Here is a 23,802-nt window from a genome sequence, read left to right as displayed (position 1 = left end):
GCTCCGTTAGGTTGATAATTTTTTTCATATTATTTGTGGATTTACATGAAAACATACCCTTGATGCGATCGTCGTGTAGTCTTTGAGACATCAACTCTCCAATACATCCAGACAAGATTTTAAGCGACGATCTTGATCGGCATATTGTTTTAGCCACTCAACGACCGTTTTGCCGTCCCCGAGTCTGGCGTGTAAATCGGCACCGTGTTCTACGAGATATTGCGTCGTTTCTACATGTCCATGACCGGCTGCGCAGTAGAGGGGAAAATGCCCGTGATCTGATATTAGATTGACATCCGCACCACTGCCGACCAATTGTTCTACAATTTCCAGGTCCCCGTTTCGAGTCGCATGATGCAAGGCTGTATCGCCACGGGCGTAACGCTCCTGCACTAACTTTGGGGTGTCTCGGAGCATTGCGTTAACTCGCGACACATTGGCTAAGAAAACGGCGTATATAAACTGACGTGCAATTTCGCTCGAGGGTTTGGCATGTGCATCTAACCCCCCATACGTAATGAGTAGTGATACGACTTCTTTATTGTCTGGCACTTCGCCAGCATAGTGAATGGCATAGCCATCATGGGCTGCCAAATCGGCACCACAGTCTATGAGATATTTAACAACATCGTAGTGCCGTCTTAATCCGGCATGAAATATAGGACACCATGCGTATCTGTCGTCTTGGTTGACCAGATGAGGGTACTGTTCAACGATTTTCTTTAGGGTATCGAGATCCCCGTTGGCTGCTGCGTCATGAATTGAAATGAATGTCATATCTATTCTCCGTGTGTTAGGTTAATTACCACACATACAAATGGGGTTCTTTTTCCCGAATCAACGCCTTCACCTGCGTCGATTCGATTTGCAGAGCAATCTCTTCGCTCCCCATGTAATTGCGCCATTCTGTATCGGGAAGTAAATCCATCTTGTAAAGGATTTCCCGAATTGATTGACATATCGTGTGGATGATCTCGCTGCGCGTTTCATGATTGTTTGCCGATTCGAGTTTCTTGAGAGAGGGTTCTATCCTGTCCATCCATTTCAGAAGGCTTTGTGCCTGCCAGTGTAGCCATTTCCAGTATACGGGAAAGCGTTTATTGAGCAGACACAGGAGTCTGAGAGTGCCTTCCACAAAAGCACCCTGGCCGATGAGTAAACCTATACCATCTCCACGTTTCGCTAAACGATAGCACGAGTTGTAGTCGCCATTGTGCCAAAGTCCCCAGAGATCACTCGCGATCTTCCACTTCCAGATGTCTACCGGGTAGTACGCCTTTTGAAAAGCGGATATGCGTTCGCTAAGGGCATTGGACGGGTCGTAGAGAACAAAACCTGACGACGCATAGCAGAGGTTGTTATCATCGGCGGCAGCCCATTCCTCGATCGTCACAGGTGGATAGGCAGATTCGTGAAAATCATGATAGACTGCGTCGATGGTGTTTATCCGTATGGTCTTCGGTTCCAATTTGGTCGTGTCAATTCCTAAGAACGCATCTGGGATAGCCGCCTCCAGAGCTTGAGAAATAGAAGAGCCATACTCGGCGATATCCTCTTCCGGCAGCAGGAGTTGGCACTTACTGGGTCCCCAGTCGTGATCGCGTGACAGCTCGTCATCGGCACCAAGAACATCGGATCCTAATCCGATGATTCCAGCACTAAGGCGGGGAAGGACATCTGGAAAGCGTTTTTTTAAAACGGGTAGAAAGACTTCATTAAATAAAACTTTACAGTATACGTGTCCCTTCAGCGGTAACGCATAGTTTTTAGGATTGAATTGCGAAGAGTCTTGTTCTTTCATCAGCTCCTCTTAGATGATACGACGGTTTGATTCAATGTTTGCTATAGGACGGACGTAAAATTGTGACGCGCCCTGTAAACTGCTGGCGAGGTTTCAAACCTTAGCCGAGCGCATTCACTACAGCGTCGCCGACCTGTGAGGTCGTGGCTTGACCGTCAAGGTCCGGTGGGAGGATTTTCCCTTCTTCGACGACCTTTAGGACGGCTGCATCTATTGTTTCTGCCGCTTTCCCCTCACCCATGAAACGCAACATCATCGAACCAGAGATAATTGCCGCCAGCGGATTCGCGATGCCCATTCCCATGATGTCGGGGGCACTCCCGTGAACCGGTTCGAACATCGACGGGAATCGGCGTTGCGGGTCGATATTGCCGCTCGGAGCCAACCCCATGCTTCCGGTGATAATCGCGCCGATGTCCGTGAGAATGTCCCCAAACAAATTACTGGCGACGACGACATCAAAGTCCTCGGGTCTCCGCACGAAATCCATGCATGCCGCGTCCACAAGCAACGATTCTGTCTCTATGTCGGGATACTTTGCAGCCACTCGCTCAAAGGCTTTGTCCCAGACAATCATGCCGTAACCTTGGGCGTTCGACTTGGTGACCGAAGTGACTTTGCATTTTTTGTCTCGTGCCCGAGCCTGCTCGAAGGCATAAGTAATAATGCGCTCGCAGCCGTGACGCGTAAATACGCCAACCTGCACACCGACCTCTTCGGGAAACCCTTGGTACTGGAACCCACCGACGTTGGCATACTCCCCTTCTGTGTTCTCTCGTATCACCACTAAATCAATATCCCAGGCACCTTTACCCTTGAGGGGTGTGTTAATGCCGGGATAGAGGACACTCGGTCGCTCACAGACGTATTGATCGAATCTACGTCGGATCGGCAACAAAAGCCCATTGAGCGTCACGTGATCTTGGATATCAGGATGTCCGACTGCCCCGAGGTAAATCTGGTCGAACGTCGCCAAGGTGTCAAGTGCATCGACTGGCATCATGTGCCCATGCTTGAAATAGTAGTCTGAGCCCCAAGGGAACTCCACAAAGTCCCATTTGATGTTATACCTGTCGGCGATGGTGTTGAGGACCTTGAGTCCTTCTTCCATCACTTCAATTCCAATGCCGTCTCCTCGAATTACCGCAATCTTGTATTCAGCCATATTTTCTCCTGCTAAAGTGGTGTCTACGTTTTGGTTTGGCGAAGGTTATCTTGGACCACAACTGAAGATAGAGGGTTAGGCAGTATTGTGTCCATCTGAGAACACAAAATCAAAAACCAACGCATCTCCGATTGGCACATAACCGATTTTGATGTAGATGCTGTTAGAAGTTGGATTGGCTAAAGGTGAAAGTGGTAGATTTGTGACGCCTCTCGCCTCAAATACACGCATTCGCTTGTCTATGCTGGCTGATACATCGAGCATGCCTTCAACCCAACACTCAGAAAAGACTTGGGCTTCTGTCTCCGGTCCAACGACTCCCGGTATCTGGATGTCAATTTCACGGAGGTGATCTACAAGATGAACGATAGCGGTTTGGATGTTCGCGTTAATTCTGCTTAAGATGATTCTCTTAGGGGGTGTCATGAGTGAAACGCCAACGACTCTTCCATGCTCCAAAATACTCAATAGCAGCGGCAATTCGGATCCGTAATAGTATGGGTCCTCAGCGAGCCTATAAGCCAAACCGATCGGCAAATTATTTTCACTCTCATTCTGTTCCAGATAGGCACCAGAAAGTGAAATAAGTTCGCTTGCATGGTTGTGAGATTGTATTTCGATCATCGTTTTCTATTGCCTCTAACGTTTTTTACTGACTCTGGTTGATTTTAGAATTACCTATTAGTATTTTATCCTAATTCTGCTCACTATTCAAGTGTAGTGCTCGGTATCGCGATCAGGAGAGTTGAATGGTTCTTTGATGTTAGGCATTGCATAAGATGGAAGTTTATGCTATGCTCTCATGCAAAGAAGGAAATCAGAACTATCTCTGACACTTAAGCAAAGGAGAAACCGATGCCGAACACTCAAGAAATTGGTTGGAACGCTGTTAGTAAAACCGGGGTCGTTGCCGCGGGGGGTGCGAAAGCGGTTGCCGCGGGGATCGAGATTCTGGAAGCGGATGGCAATGCGGCAGACGCAGCGGCGGGAACGATTCTTGCACTCAATGTCACCGACCACGGTGCCTGTTCTATTGGGGGTGAGGTGCCACTCCTTATCTTTGACTCGGAAAAACAGGAAGTGAAATCGCTCTCCGGGCAAGGACGTGCACCGCTTTCACAGACTGCCATCGATTGGTACATGGAAAACGGGATTCCAAACGGCGACATCAAAATGGCACCCGTCCCGTCGGTTGTGGACCTCTGCACAACGACACTCAAACTTTACGGGACCAAAACGTTTGAGGAGATCGTCGCACCTACATTGGCACTCCTTGATGCTGGTGAGGCAGATTGGCACCCTGATTTGGCGGTCACCCTGCGTCGGATGGTTGAATCGGAACAGAAGACATCTGGGAGCCGTGAGGACAAAATCCAAGCGGCAAGCGATCGTTTCTACGGACGAAACGGTGCTGATACCGACATTGCCGATGCATTAGAAGGTTTTTACATTGACAAGGGCGGGTTCCTCCGTAAGACAGACCTCGCTGCGCATGTTACGCTTATTGAGGCCCCTGTAGCAGTTGATTATCGCGGGTATAGGGTATACAAGTGCGGTCCTTGGACGCAGGGTCCCTATCTCTGTCAAGCGTTGCGTTTATTGGAAGGTTTCGATCTCAAAGCGATGGGTAATGCCTCGACCGACTATGTGCATGTGGTTACGGAGGCACTTAAATTGGCGATGGCGGACCGCGACGCGTATTATGGCGACCCAGAATTTGTTGATGTTCCAATGGCCGCATTGCTTTCGGATGCCTATACCGAAATTCGCCGACCGCTCATTGATATGCAGAAAGCCTCACACGAGGCGAGACCCGGTGATGTGGATAATATGGAACCCCTAAAGGCAGGTGGTGTCTTTCGACCCGGAGTGGGGGGAACGACGACCTGTGCGGTTGCTGACCGATGGGGGAATGTCGTCGCTGCGACACCGAGTGCCAACGTCTATCACGCAGGCGGCATGGTCGGACCGACGGGTGTCAGTTACGGCAACCGTTTGCGTAGCCTCAATACAACGCCTGGACATCCGAATTGTATCCAGCCCGGAAAGCGTCCGAGAATCACGCTAACACCGACACTCGTTCTCAAAGAGGGTACCCCGATTTTAGCGATAAGCGTTGCCGGTGGGGATCTACAGGATCAAGCGACGATAAATTTACTGCTCAATTTCGTTGAGTTTGGTATGCAACCCGAAGCGGCTGTCACAGCACCGCGTTTTGCCACTGCGCATCACGAAGATTCGTTCGATCCGAATCCGAACCGTGTAGAGACGTTCGGGCAAGCGGGTTCGTTAACGATCAACGATAGTGTGAGTGAGGGTGTTCGAGAGGAGCTTGCCGGTCGCGGCCATCAAGTTAGAGCACACAGAGGTGCCATTGCCGCGCCTTCCATGATCCATATCGACACAGATAGTGGAACCTGCTACGCTGCTGGTGACCCAGCTGCTGGACGACACGCGGCAGGCTTAGGATAAAAATGATGCCCTGCTGTTCCTAAAAAAAATCGCGTGGGTGGATATCTTCAACGAATAAACTGATATTATGCATCAAAGTCCCCTCTCAAGATACGCTCGGAAGGGGATAAGGCATCTTCATCGTCTAATGCTACCTCAATCTCTGACTTTTTCCATAGGGGACCCACATGCATCATATTGAAAGGCTCAATTTCTGTATTCCTGTTGACCTTGCGACAAACATATAAAGATTCAGCGGGAACGAGATCGGGCAGAAGCGATGAATGCGTTGTCACAATAAATTGGACATCTTCAAGACGCATACGGGTTTCCAAAAACTCGGCGATACGCTGAATTCTACGAGGATGAACGCCGTTCTCTGGTTCCTCAAATCCTATCAATGTAGGAGGTGCCTCAGCACTAACAAGTGCTAAGAGTCCTAAAATTCGGAGTGTGCCTTCCGACAGGACGCGGGCAGAAATGCGCTTTTCACCTTCACGAAGATCCAATTCGACCTCGCCTAATTCGTTAACACTAACATCAATTCCCGTTATAGATGGAATCATCGTCCGAAGCGATTTCTCGACGGATTGAAATTGTTGCTTATTACGAGTTTGCAAGGTATTGAGAAAGGCTGCGAGGTCCTCCCCCATCGATCCGATATCGTAAACCGCCTTGATTGGGTTTGGGAGTCGCATTTGTTCTCTCGGCTCAAGGTAGAAGGTAAGCCAGTTTGCCAACTCTCGCTGCATGGCAATCAAATGCGGATAGTGCGGTGGATAGTGTGATCTCGAAAGAATGCTGTAGTCAAGATAGCGTTCATAGTAGAGGGGATGTGCCTGCCCCTCCATCCGTAGATGCAATCGATTTTCCATTCGCTCTAAGAAAGGCTTCCTGTTCTGTTTTGGTCGTCCCTCGTCGGTTAATGCTGTGAGATGTTCATCCGCCACGCGTAGAATTCCTTGCTTTGGGAGCATTTCAATCTCAATCCGATACCGCAGGTCCTCCTCGCGCACGGGGGGCAGTCGGTCTGAAGTAGATTTATCTACACTTTGTGTATTTTTCGCTGCTGTTTCCCTTATTTCCTGAATACGCCGATTGACACTGTCAATAACAGCAGCAGAAAGCTGGACATCTACCTCTACAGTAAAGGACACACTTTCTTTTTCCAGAAGACTCTTGATGCCCTCGTCCCTAAAAGTAAACGATTCCAACGGATGTCCTCGATATGGCGGGTCAAATGCTTCTTCCAAGGTTTGGGAGGTCGTTATCCGGGACAGAAGTTGCAGGGCATCAAGGAAATTGCTTTTTCCCGAAGCGTTAGGACCAACGAGCACGGAAAGAGGTTTGAGATTTAACTCAAGATCCACGAGTGATTTATACCCTTGAATTCTGATTCGCTTCAGCATAGTAATATGCCTCCGTTCAATACCCCAAACTCCGCAGATACTCTCGGTTTACAACTGCGGCTTCAGCGGGTGGACGCGGCGGATAAGGACGGTCGAGTTCGACAGAGACCCATCCGTCATAACCGACGGATTCGAGTCCTTTTAGCGCAGCTTTGACATCAAGTCCCAGGTTTCCCGCGCCCAGTTCCGCAAAGCGTGCTTGTTCTCCGAAACGGTGTGTTCTATAATCCCATGTTTCTGGATCGTCTGAATGGCAGTCTTTGAGATGGACATGCCCAATTCGATGCCGCAAATTTTCGCTCTCAAAAACCTGCATCGGATCACTGCCAGCGGCGAGCATGTGTCCTGTGTCAAATAATAACCAGAGACTCGGTGCTGCTCTCAAAAGGCGTTCCGCATCCTCGACCGTCTCAAGCAGGGTGCCGAGATGTGCGTGATGGAAGCCTTTGATATTGTGTGCGTCACAGAACGCGAGGACATCGTCTAACGTTCGGGCGGCGTTCTCGAAATCGGTATCGCTTGGGTCGGGTCCACCCCATTCTGAGCGTCTCAACGAAGGGACTTCAGCGGCATCATTGCCCAGAGCGATATTAAACTTAACCCTGTCAAGTCCTGCTCCGCCGGCGTTGACAATATGAAGTCCGAGACTCCGTGCGAGCGTCGCCATTTCAACGAGTTCATCGGCTGTTTCTATTCCTAAACCTTCGACACCGTCCCACCCAGCGTCAGCGACTTCACGCAACACTTTTTCCGGATTATCTCGCTGTTCACCCCCAAATTGAATGAGGTGGCAGGCAAGTCTGAATCTTCCCATGGATATTTCTCCTTACTTACGGGAATTGACGGAATGAAAGTCTCCCAATGCTTTAGCTTTGGGATGAAAGTCCGCCCTTGTAAATTAGACCAAAACGTTCCTTAAAATATTTGACATTGACACAAAATTGTGGTATAATGAATATCAGCACTTGGATAGGGTTTCCACCTCTACCGCTTGGTAGAGTCCTATCCGAACCCGTGGAAAGGTTCATAAAGTGCGAAGTGCTATACCACTCTAAAAGTATATTGAGACCGTTGACACATAAATCAGCGATTTGCTGACATATTCCAAGCAGCGGTGAAAGTCTGCGGGTTGTATTGCGGTCTCGCCTAAAATCTTTTCTCTCCATACTGGAGAGAGGCAGGCAGGGATACCCGTGGAAGTTTTTCGCACGATATGCCCTACTGACGCTTTTTCAGTCTATAGGGGAATTGCCTGCGGGTGGAGACGGAATAAGACGGTGGACTTTTTGAGAAAACCGCACTGTCTACGAAGCCGAAGCCCCACGCTTTAGCGTGTGGGTGGTATCACCGACGTAGTCTGTCTTTTGAGGCAAGTCAACATGAGCGATAGGTTGGACGGTATTTCCAACTGGAAGCGATGATTGTGGCATAGCAATTTCTATTTGTATGTATACTCCCACCGGTGATATTGACCAAAATCGGCAGCGGAGGTTAATAGATCCGGCGCGAGCGTGTGTTTAAAACTGTCTGGTATAAACAATCCTGTATTTGAGCGGTCCTCATGAAAAATAGAATTTCGAGCCGCGCGAACCACATTGTGTTGTTCCTTCACCGAGAGCCGAGGTTCAATAAATCCTTCAATCCACAATCCACGGTAGGTTAATGTATCAACGGGTATGAAATGAACAGTCTCCGGCACGTTAGTGGCGGACTCACAAGCCAACGGATCCCAAAGAAAAAGACTACGCACTTGAGCCTCTGTTACAAAGCCCGCCTTGGAAAAAGCACGTTGGCTTGCAGAGTTATCCACGCGGATGGATGCCGCAGCGCAATGCACTCCCAGATGAGAACCGTAGGTTAACGCTTCCGCAATGAGAGAAGTCCCAATACCCTTTCCCTGACTTGTAGGGCGAACAAGAATGAGATCTATTTCCCATCGAGGGACTCGAATAGGGACCAGAAATGCCGAGAGGAAACCTGCGACTTCGCCACTGTCCATTGCAACGAAGACTTGATGCTCAGGCGACGAGGTGTGATCCGTGAACACGTCAAAGAGCAGCGATTCTTCCCATGTTTCCTGTAATATTAGATGAATTACTTGGGCATCATCTGGACGCGCCAATCTAATGTCCAACATGTTCCTTTCTTTGTTTAAAGTTGGACGCTTATCTCGCAACTTTTTTGAGCAGCCCCCAAGTCGTCGCAGCCTTATCAAACTCGTAAACTGCGGCGACATGCGACCACTTATCGTTCGGAATCTCGTTTTTTGTGCTGTTCCATGTGCGTCCCCCAGCACCGGGGCATCCCATCCACACTGAGGGTCTACCTTGATGGATACTCAGATAATACGTATGGGGTCCCGCCTGCCCGCGCACATTACGGTAATCGCCGACGCTCTCTGGGTATACCCATACCTCCATCGTCAAGTTTTTGGTAATTGCCAGACTGTCAGATGCTTCCGCGGCGACCACCCCTTTCTGAATCTGTTCGTTAAAAAATACCCCCGAATTGACCTTTCCATCTTTCTCCCATTTCGCATCGCCTTCGAGCGTTCCGTGGTTTCCCTTGCCGCTCAGGTCTTCAATCTCTTTTCCCTTTCCTGCATCGAACGAGTAGTAGAGAACCATTGCGTCGTCCTCAATCGCTTCGGTTACGAAGGGGAATATCAAAATGAATGCCACGCTCAGAATATAGGAAACTATTCGTCTCACTTTAAACCTCCATGTGTTTACGGACAACAATAGAATTGAATATCCTGCCTTCATGAGGCTCTAATCTCCGGTAGTACTCTAACTTAAATGATCGTTGTAGGACTTCAAGAAGTACCTCTGTCTTCCAGAAAGAGAAAAACCGTTTCGGCTCATATCTGTCTTTTTCCCAGATACCCTCAAAGTTTTGGTCTCCCCAAATGCCAATATACATTATACCGTTTTCGTTGAGTCGTCCTGAAATTAAATCTAAAACCTGATCAAAGTCCCGCTTCGGTATGTGTAGGAGACAATTCATCGTATATACCGCATCAAAACGCTCATTAATCTCGCCAAGATTGTAGCAATCCAAGACTCGCGCAGAGATCCCCTTTTCTGCGGTGAGTTTCACCATTGTTGGTGTATTGTCGACCGCCAGAACGCGGATCCCTTGCTTTTGAAAAAACAGCGCATCCGCGCCGGGACCACACCCAATTTCAAGGAGCGTCTCTCGTCCTTCGTCCTTCAGGAATTGTAGAAATTCCAACCGCTCTCGGACCTTAAATGCGTCAGGAGAGTGAGCGGCTCTTTCATGGGCGTACTTCTCGTATGACTTCACAAGTCCGTCAGTGAATTGCATCGTGTCGGTAAACGCTCCTATCGAACTCCAATTGGTACTTCAACGATTAGGTCTTAACGACCAATAGGTAGGCGCGCGTCAATGTCGATTTTATAGATTTTCCGTCGAGCGACACATGGGATAGGTGGCTCTATACGCCTCACATTTGAGAGTTCCCAACACACATAGTTAGGGATCCACTCTACTCCTTGCGATTCCGCTTCTTCAGGGGTCCAATCGTGAATGCCTGTAATATCGACAATTGCGCGTGCCAGTCCGTTCGGGTCTTCTTGTCCCTCTTCGGTCAGATAAATCTCATTTTCTACAAGCACGAGATTCAGAAAGGGGATCTTCGGCGGCAGCCAACGCCGGATTTCGACCATCTTTTTTCCCGCAACAATACGCTGCACGGACGGTGAAACTATGGACAGTACATCAACTATCAAATTGGCTACTTCCAGTCGTCATCTGGCGGGTAGATCATGGAACTGCCGCTCCCTGCGCCTTTAAAATCGTTCTCAGCGAACCAGTCTTTGACGGTATCTCGCCACTTAATGAAGTGTGGGGCTTTCAGATGCTCTTGGAACGCTGCTTCGTCTACATAAACCTCGTAGAGCCAGATCCGGTTCGGATCGGCACCGTCCTGAATCACATCAAATCTCAGGCAACCGGGTTCATCAGCAACGGAGCCTTTCGCGTCGTCTATCATGGCTTCAATGAACGCATCTCTGTGCCCTTCCTTAATCTGAATCGGTGCAATAATAACAAACATACTTTTCTCCTTCTATAAACAATTTTCAATGTGGATTCTATTTTCACTTCGGCATGCAGATGCCGAAGTCACATTAGCCTATCACGATTAGGAATAGATGTCAATTGAATGGTTGTCAGTTATGAGTTTTCGGTTGTTGGAAAAGGGTAGGATATTGAAACACCGACATGGATGTGTGCGGCTGTCCCATGTGATTTTCATTTTGTTTCCCGCAGGTCAAGAACGGCTTCGTAATGCTTGGTGATCTGTCCGTTATACTTCGTTTCAATAAGATTAACAATCCCTTCAAACAGAAAATGTTTATTCTTGTCTGGCAGTGCTATGTGATCGGAATAGGTGCTGAGCAGTTTAATGTATTGCTCAGATGAATACGTTTGCGTCCATGGGTAGGTGTGTTTAATTGGAGCTTGAAAGGCTTCCACACCGGGAAAGTGTGTGGCGTGTGTTGGGCGATGCGTGGTCAGCGGCGCGTAGTATTTATCGTAGAGAGTCTGACTTTCCGCAAAGAATCCTTCGTCCTTTCTGACGTGCTGGTTCGAGAAAACGGCAAGGAAACCCTTTGATTTAAGCACTGCGGATGCCTTCAGATATCTCACTTTTGGATCTACCCAATGGAAGGCGGTGGCAGAGATAATCAGGTCAAACTTTCCATCTGATTCCCATTCCTCAAATGCGTGTTCTACAAATGAAACGTTTGGAAACACCTTCAACTTTTCTTTCGCAACGGCGATTAAATCGGCACCAATATCGAGACAGACCAATTCGTATCCGCGTTCTGCAAAGGGACGTGTCGCTTTCCCAGTCCCGCAGCCAACCTCAAGGATGCTGCTATGGTCGTTGAGTCCAGAGAGGTCCAAGACATCCTGGATCAGTTCTTCCGGATATCCCGGTCGGACATCTTCATAGAGCATTGGAGCAGTATTAAACGTGGTCTTGAGTTCAGTATTTGACATGGAATGTTCCTTAAGCCTCGCCTATCTTCTGGTGTGTAAGTAATTTTATATTTTACCATAGTTGCGGTTATATAACACCATTCACTTTTTAAGAATTTAGGGGCATTTAGCTTTCCATTTTTATTTTTTTCACTGATATGGTATACTCTTTAAACCAGTTATGGGTGACACAGCTACAAGCGGGGCAAGTCGTTTCTGCCACCCTTCCACCGTAGCTACGGAATAAAAGAACTGGAACTGACTAATCTAATGACTGGCAAATCCTATTTTTTTGAGAAATCAAATACAACAGAAAGTAAGTCAGACACAGAGGTAATGAATTCTATACCTTTCTAAGATGAGGAGTCTCTATGCCTAAAAATCGTCCCCTGATCACAGACGAAAATTATCGTTTTTATCACGCCTCTTGTCTTGATATGTCGGAATGCCAAGATAATTCTATCGCTCTGACAATCACCTCACCTCCTTATTGGAACGCGATTGACTACGATACCCACACCCAGGATGATGAAGCGTGGTATCGGGAGCGGAACTATGACGGGCTTGGCAAAACATACGAGGACTGGATCGCAACGCTTAAAAAGGTGTTTCTTGAAGTCTATCGAGTCACAATGGATGGCGGGTTCTGTGCTGTTGTTATCGGGACAATCCTCCACAAAGGCAAGCACTATCCGGCACCTTTCGACTTAACAAGTCAATTGAACGGCACGGACTGGCACTTCCACCAAGATATAATATGGAATAAGGTCACGGGGGGTGTGAGGCGTGCTGGCTCATTTATTCAGCACCAGAAACCCGGGTACTACTATCCGAATATAATGACCGAATACATACTCATATTCCGTAAAGGTGATAAGCCCAGATACGGTTCACAGCCTACGCTCCCAATAGATGATGTATTCAAACGTGATATAGCCAACTCGATTTGGCATATCGCACCCGTGCCACCTAAAACGATTGACCATCCGTGTCCATTCCCAGATGAACTCGTCCGACGTTTAGTGCTACTCTATTCTGAAAAAGGAGATGAAATACTTGACCCCTTTTTGGGAAGTGGACAAACCGCTCGCGGAGCTTTGAGGTTCAAACGCAAATGTGTCGGATACGAGATAGAATCCAAATATATTGAATTAACGTGTCAACGTCTGTATGAAGAACCGAGACGGAAATATCACCTCCTACCAAAGATGGAAAAACAGAAAGTGTTACCTGAAGATCAAATGACGATGTTCGATTCGTAGATACAAGGGAAGAACAGTGGCACAAAACCGACAAATGTCTTTGTTCCAAGAGACAGAGACCGAAGACTACCAAAAAACGGAGGAAGAAACGACGAACTTCGACATAGAGAGGAATTGCTTCAAGCACTTGCAGGAAAATCTAAGTGCAGAGATTTTGGATACGTTGCTCAAACACCGTCAAATCGTGCTGTCGCGGTGTTGGCTCACTTTTACTATAAAATTGATCGCAACTTTTAGTAAGCGAATCAATTGAACGGGTGAATCCGCGCAACTTGAGCTGCACATATAGGGTCTTTAACCAGTCAGACCATGCAGTATCCATATTTCCGTATACCAAGAGGGTTCCGTATAAATCAAAGAAGATCCCGTTAATTGTCATTTAAGTTGCAGCTCCCAAGGTAGATTCCGTTATTGCATGGGTAGGGAGGACTCACCTTTAACCGCAAAAAAGGAATGAGAGACTCCAAAAGGTCTGTAGCGACCTATTCTACACCAACTGGTTTCCGCGTAAGAGTGGGTGGTCTTTCATCACCTCGCCGTCGCGATTTCGCGTCCCCGATGGCATGTAATGGAGGACCATCGCCCGACGGTCTCGGGGTGAACGGTTCGGATCGGTTTGGTGGAGGGTCATGCAGTGGTGAACCATCCCGCATCCGGCTTTAACTGGCACTGGCACGGCACGATCTGCATCGGCATTCACCTGCAACAACGCTGGTAACTTACCTTTCTCCGACGCAGCGCGTCCATGCGCCGCCAGTCCTTCTACATAACTGCCGGGGATAACGTTCATACAACCGTTCTCCTCGTCGGCATCATCGAGGGCTATCCAGATGCTCACGAGATTGGGTGGATTGCACTGCCAATAGGCATTGTCTTGATGCCAATACACTTCACCGCCGTGATGGGCGGGTTTGTAGAGAGCCTGATCGTGAAATAACTGGATATCGGGTCCGATTAAACTCTCTGCGATGTCTAACAGCGGTTCATGGTAGAGTAACTTCCGAAATTCCTCATCCAAACGCCACATCTCCATAATCTGCAACATTTCTTCGTCGCGATCGGCGTCTTCATCGCTCTCCGAGTCCCCGACGACTGCGAGGTTACGCAATCCCTCCCCGATGGTGTCGCGTCTCTCTGCAAACAGCGCGTCGTAGTGTTCACGTAGCACGGTAAGGTGTTCATCATCAATGAGTCGTTTTTCTATGTTGAGATAGCCTACACGTTTGAATTGTTCGACCTCTTGGGGCATCAGTTTCATTTTTTAATTTCCTTGCGGTTCGTTGAGGCCCGGCTGTGTAGACGTCGGTTCGTTCCGTATATCCAGCCCGGCCCGTTGGTTGGGCTTACGCGTTTTCTCTACAAAGATTCAGTCTACATCACAGTCTTCAAGAATATTTTGATATGTCTGCGATGCTACGTTGTATGCCTCGCGAGCGGCATCGCGTTCCTCTTCTCGAATGCGATTAACCTTCGCGTTCCAGCAGACTTCCACGGCATCTAAACACCATTGCGCACTTCTGCGACTCGCTCGGATCGGTTTTCCATCTACAATGACAAAAACCGGGTTCGTGTGAGACGACGGAAAGATCCGTAATGCAACCCAACTCGATCTGTCAATAGCTGTCTCGAATTGGACGGGGACGATTTCACCGTTGGCGACGATTTCTTGCGTCTCAACCGCCTGACCGTTGACGATGAGTTCAACAAGCACTTTCCGTTCTTCCGCAATACGTGCCCGTTCGATATCCCAGTACGGTTTTTGATCCAAAGGGCGATTTTGTATTTCGGGATTAGGTGTCTCATTGAGCCGTGCGGCGACGCGAGCGGTAATTGTTACTGTGTTGGGTGCTTCCAGATCCAACTGACTGATTTGTCCGGTCGGTGACTTTTCGCCAACTGGCACGCCACCGACGGTAAAGTCTAACAGATGACTTTTACCGTCTCCGACGTAGGAACGTCCATCCCGCAATCCGGCAGCCCACGCATTGAAGTCAAGGGGACCGGCAGGCATTTTTACGTATATGCGACCTAATCCGACGCGCTCACCGTAAATGCAGGGGAAGTCCGTCTCACCACTGATTCGAGTGCGGAACCCACAGTTCAGGGTATGATACCAGATACGCAATTCCCAAATAGCGGGTGTGTCTACAGTAGAGATGAAATCAACAGCGTCATGAACGACATCTACGATATACTCGTTAGCACCGAAACCTTCACACGACTTTCAGGGTTGATATTGACACCCGTCAAACAGTATGCGTCGAGAATGTTTTGGATGTCAACAATTGCTTGTGTGTGGTCATCGGAAATCAAGGCTTCCTGGATTGCTGAAAGATCGTCTTCAGAGAGGGGTGAGCCGAGATAATCCAACGCCTCAATCAGTCGTTGGGTCGCTGATGCGAACGGTTGAAACTCCACTTCACGGACGAGACTCAGTTCATCGGTGAAACCTACGGAAATAACAACTGAAAACAGCATCCAACTGATAAGTATCAAGTAAAACGGACTGCAGGTTCCTTTTTTTACAAGAGGGTTGTATCCATTTACCATCCATTGCATACGGCGTTCCTCCGAATCGCTGGTTGGTTCTATCGCTAATGCCGTAGTCTATCATATTATGGGACGGGTGTCAAGTTCATAGTTGTCCGAATCGAAATTCTAAAGTGACGCATGCCAAATCAATTGGACCTCATGTCACATGATAGTCCACCCCATACTGCACCAAACCTAATCGTCGTGCCACACCTTGAGAAGCCAGATTGTCCCACGATGTGCTATAGAGAGGAATGCGGTTCAAGGCACGGACAGCGAGTGCCCAAGCCGCGACAACCGTCGTCGCATATCCGCGTCGACGATAACCAACCAGCGTATCAACACCTGCTTCGTGAGCACGTGATGATACGCGGACACTTCGGCAAATTGACACCGCCTGCGAATCCTCTATGACTGCCGAATAGGGTTGGAAACTGTTTAGTTCCGACACCATTTCGGCAAAGTCTCCCTTTAGGAGTCCTGAATTTTTACATGATAGTTGGACGATATTTGTCGGGGGTATAATATCTTTAGGAAAGCGATAAGCAGGTCCGATCCAGACGTGTTCAATCGGGGCATGACTTTGAAGGATATCCTCGAATTGCCTACGGTTCCTTGGAATTTTCTGGGAATTCGTGGACAACGGTTCAGCAGCAGCGACTTCCTTCAGTTGTGCAATCACATCGTCGGGAAGGTCGTGCCGGAATCGACAGATTGAACCTGCGTTGGTGTATCCAAAGAAGAAACGAGGTGCTGGTTTTGTGTCACCATCAGGTTCATTGATGCGCTGAAGGTGCCCATTCTCATCCTGCGTGAATAGTGCCTCAACCTGCATTTTCATCAGTTCTGCGTCAGATACATGTTTTTCCATGGCCCAAGTCATTTTCCAGTATAAGACTTCCCCTAAACTGTTTTCCTATGCCTGCTCACATTTATTAAAGTCCACTAAGGCTTTTACATACGCGGTTGTGGATCTGCGTAAGCGTTCAATCCGTTCCTTTGGGATGGGTCCGCTATCCTCTTCAATACACAGATCGGATATAACGCGGATACCGACATATTTGATATTATTAATCGCGCAGACATCCACAATCGCCGACGATTCCCAATTCACTGCGACGGCTCCACTCTCTACAGCGATTTTGTCCCTCACTTCACGATTGTATACGTCCATATCCCCACAGATTACCGGGGCTTTTGTAAGCGTAACTTTGGGATCCGTTGATAGGGTGGTTGCGAATGTGTTTATTGAATAGTCGGAAGCCTGAAAAAGTCGCGCTCTCCATTCATTTTGCTCACGCTGGATCTCTGACCGATTTGGCACGTCGTGTTCGGAGACACCCGTAATCACGACAATGTCCCCGATATCTAAGGTATCGACCAATCCACCGGCAAATCCGAACTCAAAGAAGGTGTCTACCTGATATGTGTCTATTATCATTTGACACATGGATGCCGCGCGGACTTTGCCCATTCCTGACTGCATGACGACCCATTTTTTGTTTCCATCGGACCCTTCAAACTGGAGTCTGCTGTTCCAATCCACCGAATCACCAACCTCCTGACCCAAGACGTTCAGAAGCGTATGCGTTTCGTCGGCGTAAGCCGTCATAATACATAGTTTTGCGCTCACAAATTTCACTCCATTAATTAATTCGATTTTCGGAATTCACGGTAACTTTCATACCGAGACTGCGAGATGTCCCCTTTTTTCAGGGCATCTTCCACGCGACAGCCTTCCTCATAAGTATGCGTGCAAAGGTTCTTCGTACAACGCTCCCGTAGTGAGTTTATCTCTGGAAAATAGCGGTCCATCAAGCGCGCTTCGATGTCCCAAAAATTTAGTTCTCGCAGTCCGGGTGTATCGGCGATAAACCCGCCGAAATCCAAATTGTAAAGTTGGGTTGCAACGGTCGTATGTCTACCGCCACGTCTCGGGTTCACTGTGTTGGTTTTCAGTTTCAAATTGGGCTGGATGGCATTCAGGAGCGAAGATTTTCCGACTCCCGATAATCCGGTAAATGCCGAAATCTTGCCTTTCATCCACGCTTTCAAATCCTCGATGCCCTCGCCGGTGGTTGCACTCGTGTGGAGTGTCCGATACCCGATTTTTTGGTAAACTGTGGCTATCGACTCCACTTCTGATCGATTTTCGAGCATGTCGATTTTATTCAAACAGATAAGCGGTTCAATGCCTGATGCCTCGGCGATAACGAGGAATTTGTCCAGCATTTGCTGCCAGATCGGCGGTTCTTTTACAGAAGAAACGATGACAAGTCCATCGAGATTCGGAATAAGGATAACCCTTTTAGATTGTGTTCCCCTGCGTTTATATTGGCTCTTGCGGCGCATAACGGCTGCAATCGTGCCATGGGTTTCATCGATCACCTGAATTTTGACGCGATCCCCAACGTAGACCTGCTGGTTTGTGCTAAATGCATCTCGTTTTCCGCGTAGCGAACATTGATATTGATCCGCATCACACTGCACGATGTAAACACCGTTGCTCGCACGCATCACGATACCTTCGGGAAGTCCGATCAATTTTTCGGTGTCGAAGAGATAGCCTGTCCGTTTGAGGAGTTCCTCATCGGGTATAATGCGTGCGGACTTGATCGCACTGAGACGCCTGACCCGATCTTTGACGAGCATCTTTTCCGCCTTGAGCAGCAATGCGACAACAACGGGTTTGTCTGTGTCGTTGTCAAGTGCATTCTCGGCATCCCGAATCGCTGGATTCATACCGAGATACACCCTACTGTAGGTGGCGCGCTCCCGCCAATCAAAAACCGAGTAATCACCTGCGATAATTTTTTCCGCTTCACTTAAAGTTGTGCCTGCGTAAACAGACATTGCCATTATGTTTTAATTCCCTTTGTGTTGTCTACCCCGAATCGCTTCAAATTTTTGCGAATGATTCAAAGAGACGTTCGTTAAGACGCTGATGGAATGTGATAATGTTTCATTTGCATACAATTTTGGATGCACTTTGGGAGGCATCACGTGAACGATGTGCTGATTTTTCTTGACGTGTTTTACGGAATTGGTTATTCTTTTGCTGAGTGAGGAATTAATCGAATGTGATAGAAGAACCCGTCGAATCATTTTATTAAGGACAAGGAGAACACCAATGAAGACGTATCGTGCTGCTGTTATCGGTTGTAGTCGGATGGGTGCATTTATTGATAACGAAGTCCCCGATTATGAAGCGATTAAGTTACCGTATTCCCATGCTGCAGGCTTTTTTGCCGAAGAACGGACCGACCTTGTCGCATGTGCGGATCTGCGTCCGGAAGTCATGGAACATTTTGGAAACCGATACAATGTCCCAAAAGCGAGGCAATACACCGATTATCGGGATATGCTTGAAAAAGAGCAGCCTGAGATTGTCAGTGTTGCCACGCAACCCGAGCATCGCGCCGAAATTGTTATTTACGCCGCAGAACATGGTGTGAAAGCCATCTACGCAGAAAAAGCGATGGCAGCGTCTATGGACGAAGCCGCAGCAATGGTAGCTGCCGTAGAAGAAAACAATGTCGCCTTTAACCTCGGCACAAATCGCCGGTGGCATACAGGTTTCGACAAGATGAAAGAGATCATTGACAGTGGCGAAATTGGCAACCTACGCACCCTAATTATCTATTCAAATGGCACACTTTTCAATTCAGCCAGTCATCACTTCGACCTAATTTTACGCTTGAATGGCGATGCGTCTGTGAGTTGGATCACGGGTTATCTGCCGCAAGGTGATTCGGTTTTTGATGGCGATGAACTGCGAGTTGATCCGTCTGGCGGTGGAACAATCCAGTTTGAAAATGGTGTGACGGCACATGCACTGCTAACCCCGCGGAGTAGTGAATGGGAAGCAATTTGTGATGGTGGAACCGTTACGTGCTGGAACAACGGGTGGCAGTGGCATCTCCGTAAACAGCAAGACATACCGGGGTGGCGGGCATGTCAGGTCCCGGAAGCCTTTCCTGAATTTGAAAATACCAGTAGCACAGCAAACTTGGTTAAAGACCTTGTCCACGCCCTGGATACAGGGGAACCGACCCGAGGCGGTGTCCGATGCGCGTATGCGAGCACTGAACTGATTTTTGGCATCATTGAATCGCATCTACACAACGGCGCACGTATTGAACTTCCACTGAAAGACTCGAAAGTTCGTTTACAAAGAAATCCAACTGCAAGACAACCCAGGGTGGAGTAATCATAGCTAATATGGAAGTATACTCTCAATTTTAGGGTGTCAATCACGGATTTCAAGGGACGCACACCGAATATCCTCTAATTCCTGAGCACTGAAAACGCGTGCACGGTAGAGATTTCGATACTCTTCGGAGACACTCTGACCGAATATCATCAGATCGTCCGTATTAATCGTCACGGTTACGCCGTTGTCGAATAAGATGCGAATGGGATGTGAGGCGAGGTCCGGCACACTGTCCAACATCACGTTGCTTGTTGGACACACGTTCAATTGTATCTGATTCTCTGAGAGCCACCGCATCACTTCGATCGATTCCGCGGCACCGATGCCGTGTTGAACCTCATCCAAATCAAGGACTTCAACGGTTCGTCGGACCTCTTCCGCACCCCCGAACTCGCCAACGTGCGCTTTGAGTTTCATCCCTACTTCGCGTGCCTTACTGTATAAAGACTGCACGGCTTCAGGCGCACACGCCTCTTCGTGGCTATACAGATCGATTGAATGAAAAAACTCCAATTCTATTGCTTGATGTGCCAATTTCATCCATTTTGGATCGTTAGCACACTCGCGCGCAAAACCGAGTTCAGGACGCAAATCAATTTGCTCCCGATAGCTCTCAACCAACGTTTCAATAAATGCGCGAAGTTCGGTTAACCCACCTGAATAGAACTTAAACAACCGAATATCGAAACTCATTTCAAGCATAACGACTCCATCTTGGATTGCCTCACGGATCGCTGACACCACGATGAACTCAAAACCTTGGCGGTGGTCTAAGTGCGGTGCTAAAGCAGCATCTATGTATTCCATCATCCCGCCAAGCCCTTTCATTTTGAGAGGCGGTTTGGTTAACGGATGTCCGAGCCAACGTTCCGTATTTTCTCGACGTGCACTTAAGAAAGAATGACAGTGAACGTCGATTTTAGGTGCTGCTCTTATGGCGGTCAAGTTATCTGTGGAGAGTGCTTCAACGAAATCAATAGACATTGGCTTTTCAGACCTATATATCTTTCTTCGCAACAATAGCAAAACTCACGTTGTAAGCCATCTCGTGCGTCCAACTTCCAGGTGTAGCATTAATATCCGGCTGGATCCAAGAACGCTCCTCAACCCGCTCAATCTGAAAACCGTTGTCCACAAGTCCATTGAATATATCGCTCAGGTAGTGCCGGAAATCGTATGCCCCGTCTGGATACCTATAAACGCGTTCAGAATACGGTTCGGTAACACGGTAGAATTCACCATCCCATTCCCAAAAATGATTGGCAGGATTGCCGAAATCTACGCGATACTGACCTCCCGGACGGATGATCCTCGACACGCCTCTATAGATTTCATGAACGGATGGCACCCAGCTCATAGAGGGTCCTTGGTAGATAAGGTCATACGACGCATCGTCAATTGTGGCAAGATCACGGATATTGGTGCAAATTGTCTCGACTGGATAACTGTAATGCCTCGCGGCAGTGATATCTCCGTCAAGCTGCCCCCGCGTGAAATCAATCACAGTCACATGGGCACCAAGCAGACCAAATACCGCTGATTGCTGTCCTCCACCTGCGGCAAGACACAACACATCCTTGCGCGCAACATCTCTGAGTAGGTACGCAGGATAGATTTGGTAAAGGTGATACGGAACCGGATCGAGTTGATCCTCAGCATATTGCAGAATATCATCTCTATTGAGGTCAAGCCACGGCACAGTAAAGCCGTTCTTTTTCAAGACTGCGGCTTCCCACCGCGCTCGATTGGCAATCGTAATTTCGTCATTCATACTATTACACTTTCTATCCACGCTTCATCAATTTCGAGACCGAAGCCGGGGGCGTCCGACGGAGCGACATAGCCGTCTTTGATAACAGAAGTGCCGGGCAACTTGACCATCTCCTCCAAAGGGACACCAGGGGCAGATACACCTTCGGAACGTTCACCCCACGTGATCGCGGGCATCGCAAAGGCGAGATGTTGACCATAGGGATAGTTCATGCCGCCGTGTGTAATCACGGAAATTCCATTCGCCTCAGCAATGTGACAGATTTTTGCTGCCGATGTAATGCCGCCGCACCACAAAACGTCCGGTTGGAAGATGTCAACCAGCCGTCGTCCTGCCGCCTCCGCAAAGACAGTCGGCAGATACCAGTGTTCGCCAGTAGCGAGCGTTTGCCAAGGGAGGCGTTGACGCACCGTCTCATAGCCAACAAAATCATCGGAACGGATATAGTCCTCCATCCACTTCAACCCGTAAGGCTTCATCGTTTCACAGACGCGGACGGTATGTTCTATGTCAAAACCGGTCCAAGCGTCCAACATCAAGTCAACGTTGTCGCCAATCGCTTCCCGCGTCGTTGCTACCAATTCTTCAAGTTTGCCTAAGCCTTCTTTTCCCTGCTCTGGACCCCACGGGGTGAAGAGTTTTGTGGCTTTGAACCCGAGTTCCATGTACCATTCCTGATCGAACCCAGAGGCGTAGCAGAAAATCTTTTCCTTTTGCGGTCCGCCGAGGAGTTCGTAAACCGGTCGTCCCAAAATTTTACCTTTGAGGTCCCACAGCGCACAATCCACCGCACTGATGGCGTAACTCGTCAAGCCGGTCGCGCCGAAGGCGGCTGACAATCGTACCATCATATCCCACAATTTCTCGGTTGCCATACAATTTTCGCCAACGAGGAAGGGGGCAAAGTGATCTGAGATGATTCGGGTCACGGGACCCCCGTAAAGTGAGATACCAAAACCCCAAGTCCCATCTTCCGCTGTTATAATGCAGGCGGGACGTTTCCATTCCGAGTAGGAAACGTGCCCCTCTTTTCTGTTGAATGATGGATAGCGCGTAATGGGTCGATTCAATTGATATGTCCCGGATCGACTCGGTGTGCGCGGCGTTGTTGTCGGTTTCGGGTTTAGTTCGATTTCTACGACACGAATTTCTTTTATGTTCATAAGATTTCCTTCCTACATCGGATGGGGTTATAAACTTAACAATTCCGTTACTTATGGCAACTGAGAACTTCAAAGGGGACGATTCTGGAATATCCAAGTTTAATATACACCATCATCGGAGAAATCGCAACGGAGAAATTCGCGATCAGAAAGTTTGACTTGTATCATGATCCACAAATAGATTAGGACGGTCAGACCTATGCTGCTTAGGTTAATTCAGGTCAATTTATTGCTTCAACTTTGACTTTATAGTCTTGGTTTCGTATACGGTTTGCCGCCTCGATAATCGGTTCAGGATTGAGACCTACTGCCTCGATGGTCGAGACACGCCAAGTGTAGGGCATTAAAGATTCTTCTCTGGAGTGCCTTGATCCACAACCACTCAGGAATAAGACAGAGCAGAGGAATAGTACCAAAATGCTTGACTTCAAAATGGTCAAGTAGGTTGTTTTGATCATTTGGTAACCTGCTCTCCTTTTAGTAGGTTAGACTGAAACTCCCATACAGACTAAATCATGCGATTTTTCTTGCAAGAAACCGTTTTTTCGTGTATGATGACTTGTGAAGACATTGTTATCTTTTGGGATTCTGCTTATTTAAAGTATAGCATCTTTAGTCGTTTTTCTCTACCAAAAACTGTGTCTCTACTTTCCACTGCTGAAAGGGTGGGATACAGGGCGATGAACAGTATATAAGGAGATAAGAGGTGGAACACAGAATAAGCGTTATTATGGTTTTAACCGTTGCCGTGAGCCTTTGGTCTACAGGCGCGTTTGCGGCGGATCTGACAGAAGGACTCGTCGGTTATTGGCCCCTTGATGGAAATGGGGACGACCTATCGGGCAACGGGAATGATGCCCAATTGGAAAAAGGCGCGAAATGGTCTGACGACGGTTGGGTGAACGGTTCCGTTGAATTCGACGGTGGTGGCGGACACGTCATTGTTGATGATACGTTTGAATTGACAACGACCGCAATCACGGTGATCGCCCGAATCAACGGCTGGAAAACGATAGATTGGTCGG

At 48.2% G+C, this 23,802-nt stretch carries 26 protein-coding genes; 4 read left to right on the top strand and 22 right to left on the bottom strand.

Going from position 1 to position 23,802, the window contains the following annotated elements; translation table 11 throughout:
• Positions 1–90: 90 nt before the first annotated feature.
• The 4 genes from F4X88_16130 to F4X88_16115 form a co-directional block, all read right to left on the bottom strand.
• Positions 91–777 carry a hypothetical protein gene (locus F4X88_16130; protein ID MYA57809.1) on the bottom strand — a complete coding sequence of 229 codons (687 nt, stop codon included), beginning with the start codon at positions 775–777 and terminating at the stop codon, positions 91–93.
• A gap of 25 nt (positions 778–802) precedes the next feature.
• Positions 803–1,801, bottom strand: coding sequence for a DUF4037 domain-containing protein (locus F4X88_16125; protein ID MYA57808.1), 999 nt, complete (start codon positions 1,799–1,801; stop codon positions 803–805).
• 100 nt (positions 1,802–1,901) lie between these two features.
• The gene (locus F4X88_16120) at positions 1,902–2,966 is read right to left on the bottom strand and encodes a 3-isopropylmalate dehydrogenase (protein MYA57807.1); all 1,065 of its coding nucleotides are present in this window, start codon (positions 2,964–2,966) and stop codon (positions 1,902–1,904) included.
• Positions 2,967–3,041: 75 nt separating this feature from the next.
• Entirely contained in the window at positions 3,042–3,590 is a 549-nt protein-coding gene (locus F4X88_16115) for a hypothetical protein (GenBank protein MYA57806.1), read from the bottom strand.
• A 231-nt stretch (positions 3,591–3,821) separates the two neighbouring features.
• On the opposite strand from F4X88_16115, the gene F4X88_16110 reads away from it, so the two are divergent.
• Complete coding sequence (locus F4X88_16110) at positions 3,822–5,438, top strand: hypothetical protein (protein ID MYA57805.1); 1,617 nt, start codon at positions 3,822–3,824, stop codon at positions 5,436–5,438.
• 65 nt (positions 5,439–5,503) lie between these two features.
• On the opposite strand, the gene F4X88_16105 is transcribed toward F4X88_16110, so the two are convergent.
• The 8 genes from F4X88_16105 to F4X88_16070 all read right to left on the bottom strand — a co-directional run bounded on the left by F4X88_16105 (position 5,504) and on the right by F4X88_16070 (position 11,857).
• Positions 5,504–6,826 carry an AAA family ATPase gene (locus tag F4X88_16105; GenBank protein MYA57804.1) on the bottom strand — a complete coding sequence of 441 codons (1,323 nt, stop codon included), beginning with the start codon at positions 6,824–6,826 and terminating at the stop codon, positions 5,504–5,506.
• A gap of 16 nt (positions 6,827–6,842) precedes the next feature.
• Positions 6,843–7,640 (bottom strand): sugar phosphate isomerase/epimerase, encoded by a 798-nt coding sequence (locus tag F4X88_16100; GenBank protein MYA57803.1) that lies wholly within the window; start codon positions 7,638–7,640, stop codon positions 6,843–6,845.
• A gap of 624 nt (positions 7,641–8,264) precedes the next feature.
• On the bottom strand, positions 8,265–9,062 hold the full coding sequence (locus tag F4X88_16095) for a GNAT family N-acetyltransferase (protein ID MYA57802.1): 798 nt from the start codon (positions 9,060–9,062) through the stop codon (positions 8,265–8,267).
• Entirely contained in the window at positions 8,992–9,591 is a 600-nt protein-coding gene (locus tag F4X88_16090) for a LamG domain-containing protein (protein MYA57801.1), read from the bottom strand. Before F4X88_16090 ends, F4X88_16095 begins: the two co-directional genes overlap by 71 nt.
• Complete coding sequence (locus F4X88_16085) at positions 9,539–10,153, bottom strand: class I SAM-dependent methyltransferase (GenBank protein ID MYA57800.1); 615 nt, start codon at positions 10,151–10,153, stop codon at positions 9,539–9,541. Before F4X88_16085 ends, F4X88_16090 begins: the two co-directional genes overlap by 53 nt.
• 53 nt (positions 10,154–10,206) lie before the next feature.
• Positions 10,207–10,578 carry an ASCH domain-containing protein gene (locus tag F4X88_16080; GenBank protein MYA57799.1) on the bottom strand — a complete coding sequence of 124 codons (372 nt, stop codon included), beginning with the start codon at positions 10,576–10,578 and terminating at the stop codon, positions 10,207–10,209.
• 5 nt (positions 10,579–10,583) lie between these two features.
• The gene (locus tag F4X88_16075; protein ID MYA57798.1) at positions 10,584–10,904 is read right to left on the bottom strand and encodes an antibiotic biosynthesis monooxygenase; all 321 of its coding nucleotides are present in this window, start codon (positions 10,902–10,904) and stop codon (positions 10,584–10,586) included.
• A gap of 197 nt (positions 10,905–11,101) precedes the next feature.
• Entirely contained in the window at positions 11,102–11,857 is a 756-nt protein-coding gene (locus F4X88_16070) for a class I SAM-dependent methyltransferase (protein MYA57797.1), read from the bottom strand.
• 350 nt (positions 11,858–12,207) lie between these two features.
• Here F4X88_16070 and F4X88_16065 point away from each other — a divergent pair, with 350 nt between their 5' ends.
• Positions 12,208–13,098, top strand: a complete 891-nt coding sequence (locus F4X88_16065; GenBank protein ID MYA57796.1) for a site-specific DNA-methyltransferase — start codon at positions 12,208–12,210, stop codon at positions 13,096–13,098.
• A 139-nt stretch (positions 13,099–13,237) separates the two neighbouring features.
• On the opposite strand, the gene F4X88_16060 is transcribed toward F4X88_16065, so the two are convergent.
• The 7 genes from F4X88_16060 to rsgA form a co-directional block, all read right to left on the bottom strand.
• On the bottom strand, positions 13,238–13,477 hold the full coding sequence (locus F4X88_16060) for a hypothetical protein (protein MYA57795.1): 240 nt from the start codon (positions 13,475–13,477) through the stop codon (positions 13,238–13,240).
• A gap of 108 nt (positions 13,478–13,585) precedes the next feature.
• Entirely contained in the window at positions 13,586–14,356 is a 771-nt protein-coding gene (locus tag F4X88_16055) for a phytanoyl-CoA dioxygenase family protein (protein ID MYA57794.1), read from the bottom strand.
• Positions 14,357–14,464: 108 nt separating this feature from the next.
• The gene (locus tag F4X88_16050; GenBank protein MYA57793.1) at positions 14,465–15,109 is read right to left on the bottom strand and encodes a hypothetical protein; all 645 of its coding nucleotides are present in this window, start codon (positions 15,107–15,109) and stop codon (positions 14,465–14,467) included.
• Between the two features lie 173 nt (positions 15,110–15,282).
• Positions 15,283–15,657 (bottom strand): hypothetical protein, encoded by a 375-nt coding sequence (locus F4X88_16045; protein ID MYA57792.1) that lies wholly within the window; start codon positions 15,655–15,657, stop codon positions 15,283–15,285.
• A 130-nt stretch (positions 15,658–15,787) separates the two neighbouring features.
• Positions 15,788–16,513 (bottom strand): GNAT family N-acetyltransferase, encoded by a 726-nt coding sequence (locus F4X88_16040; GenBank protein MYA57791.1) that lies wholly within the window; start codon positions 16,511–16,513, stop codon positions 15,788–15,790.
• 33 nt (positions 16,514–16,546) lie between these two features.
• A complete protein-coding gene (locus F4X88_16035) occupies positions 16,547–17,263 on the bottom strand; it encodes a 5'-methylthioadenosine/S-adenosylhomocysteine nucleosidase (protein MYA57790.1) in 717 nt (238 codons plus the stop codon).
• Positions 17,264–17,280: 17 nt separating this feature from the next.
• Positions 17,281–18,489: a ribosome small subunit-dependent GTPase A gene (gene rsgA / locus F4X88_16030; GenBank protein ID MYA57789.1), complete on the bottom strand. Its 1,209-nt coding sequence runs from the start codon at positions 18,487–18,489 to the stop codon at positions 17,281–17,283.
• Between the two features lie 271 nt (positions 18,490–18,760).
• On the opposite strand from rsgA, the gene F4X88_16025 reads away from it, so the two are divergent.
• Positions 18,761–19,840, top strand: coding sequence for a Gfo/Idh/MocA family oxidoreductase (locus F4X88_16025; protein MYA57788.1), 1,080 nt, complete (start codon positions 18,761–18,763; stop codon positions 19,838–19,840).
• Positions 19,841–19,879: 39 nt separating this feature from the next.
• Here F4X88_16025 and F4X88_16020 read toward each other — a convergent pair whose 3' ends face one another.
• From F4X88_16020 to F4X88_16010, 3 genes are read right to left on the bottom strand one after another with little or no spacing between them, the layout of a single operon-like run.
• Complete coding sequence (locus F4X88_16020) at positions 19,880–20,827, bottom strand: adenosine deaminase (protein ID MYA57787.1); 948 nt, start codon at positions 20,825–20,827, stop codon at positions 19,880–19,882.
• A gap of 13 nt (positions 20,828–20,840) precedes the next feature.
• Positions 20,841–21,614: a class I SAM-dependent methyltransferase gene (locus tag F4X88_16015; protein ID MYA57786.1), complete on the bottom strand. Its 774-nt coding sequence runs from the start codon at positions 21,612–21,614 to the stop codon at positions 20,841–20,843.
• Positions 21,611–22,777 carry a hypothetical protein gene (locus F4X88_16010; protein MYA57785.1) on the bottom strand — a complete coding sequence of 389 codons (1,167 nt, stop codon included), beginning with the start codon at positions 22,775–22,777 and terminating at the stop codon, positions 21,611–21,613. The genes F4X88_16015 and F4X88_16010 overlap by 4 nt, the downstream gene beginning before the upstream one ends.
• 706 nt (positions 22,778–23,483) lie before the next feature.
• Between F4X88_16010 and F4X88_16005 the strand changes: the two genes are divergently transcribed.
• Positions 23,484–23,802: hypothetical protein (locus F4X88_16005; protein ID MYA57784.1), on the top strand; the 319-nt coding region annotated here is incomplete at its 3' end.

The organism is Candidatus Poribacteria bacterium (assembly GCA_009839745.1).
Lineage (GTDB): Bacteria > Poribacteria > WGA-4E > WGA-4E > WGA-3G > WGA-3G.
Note: the sequence above shows the minus strand (reverse complement) of the source record. Positions and strands in the feature narration are given on the sequence as shown.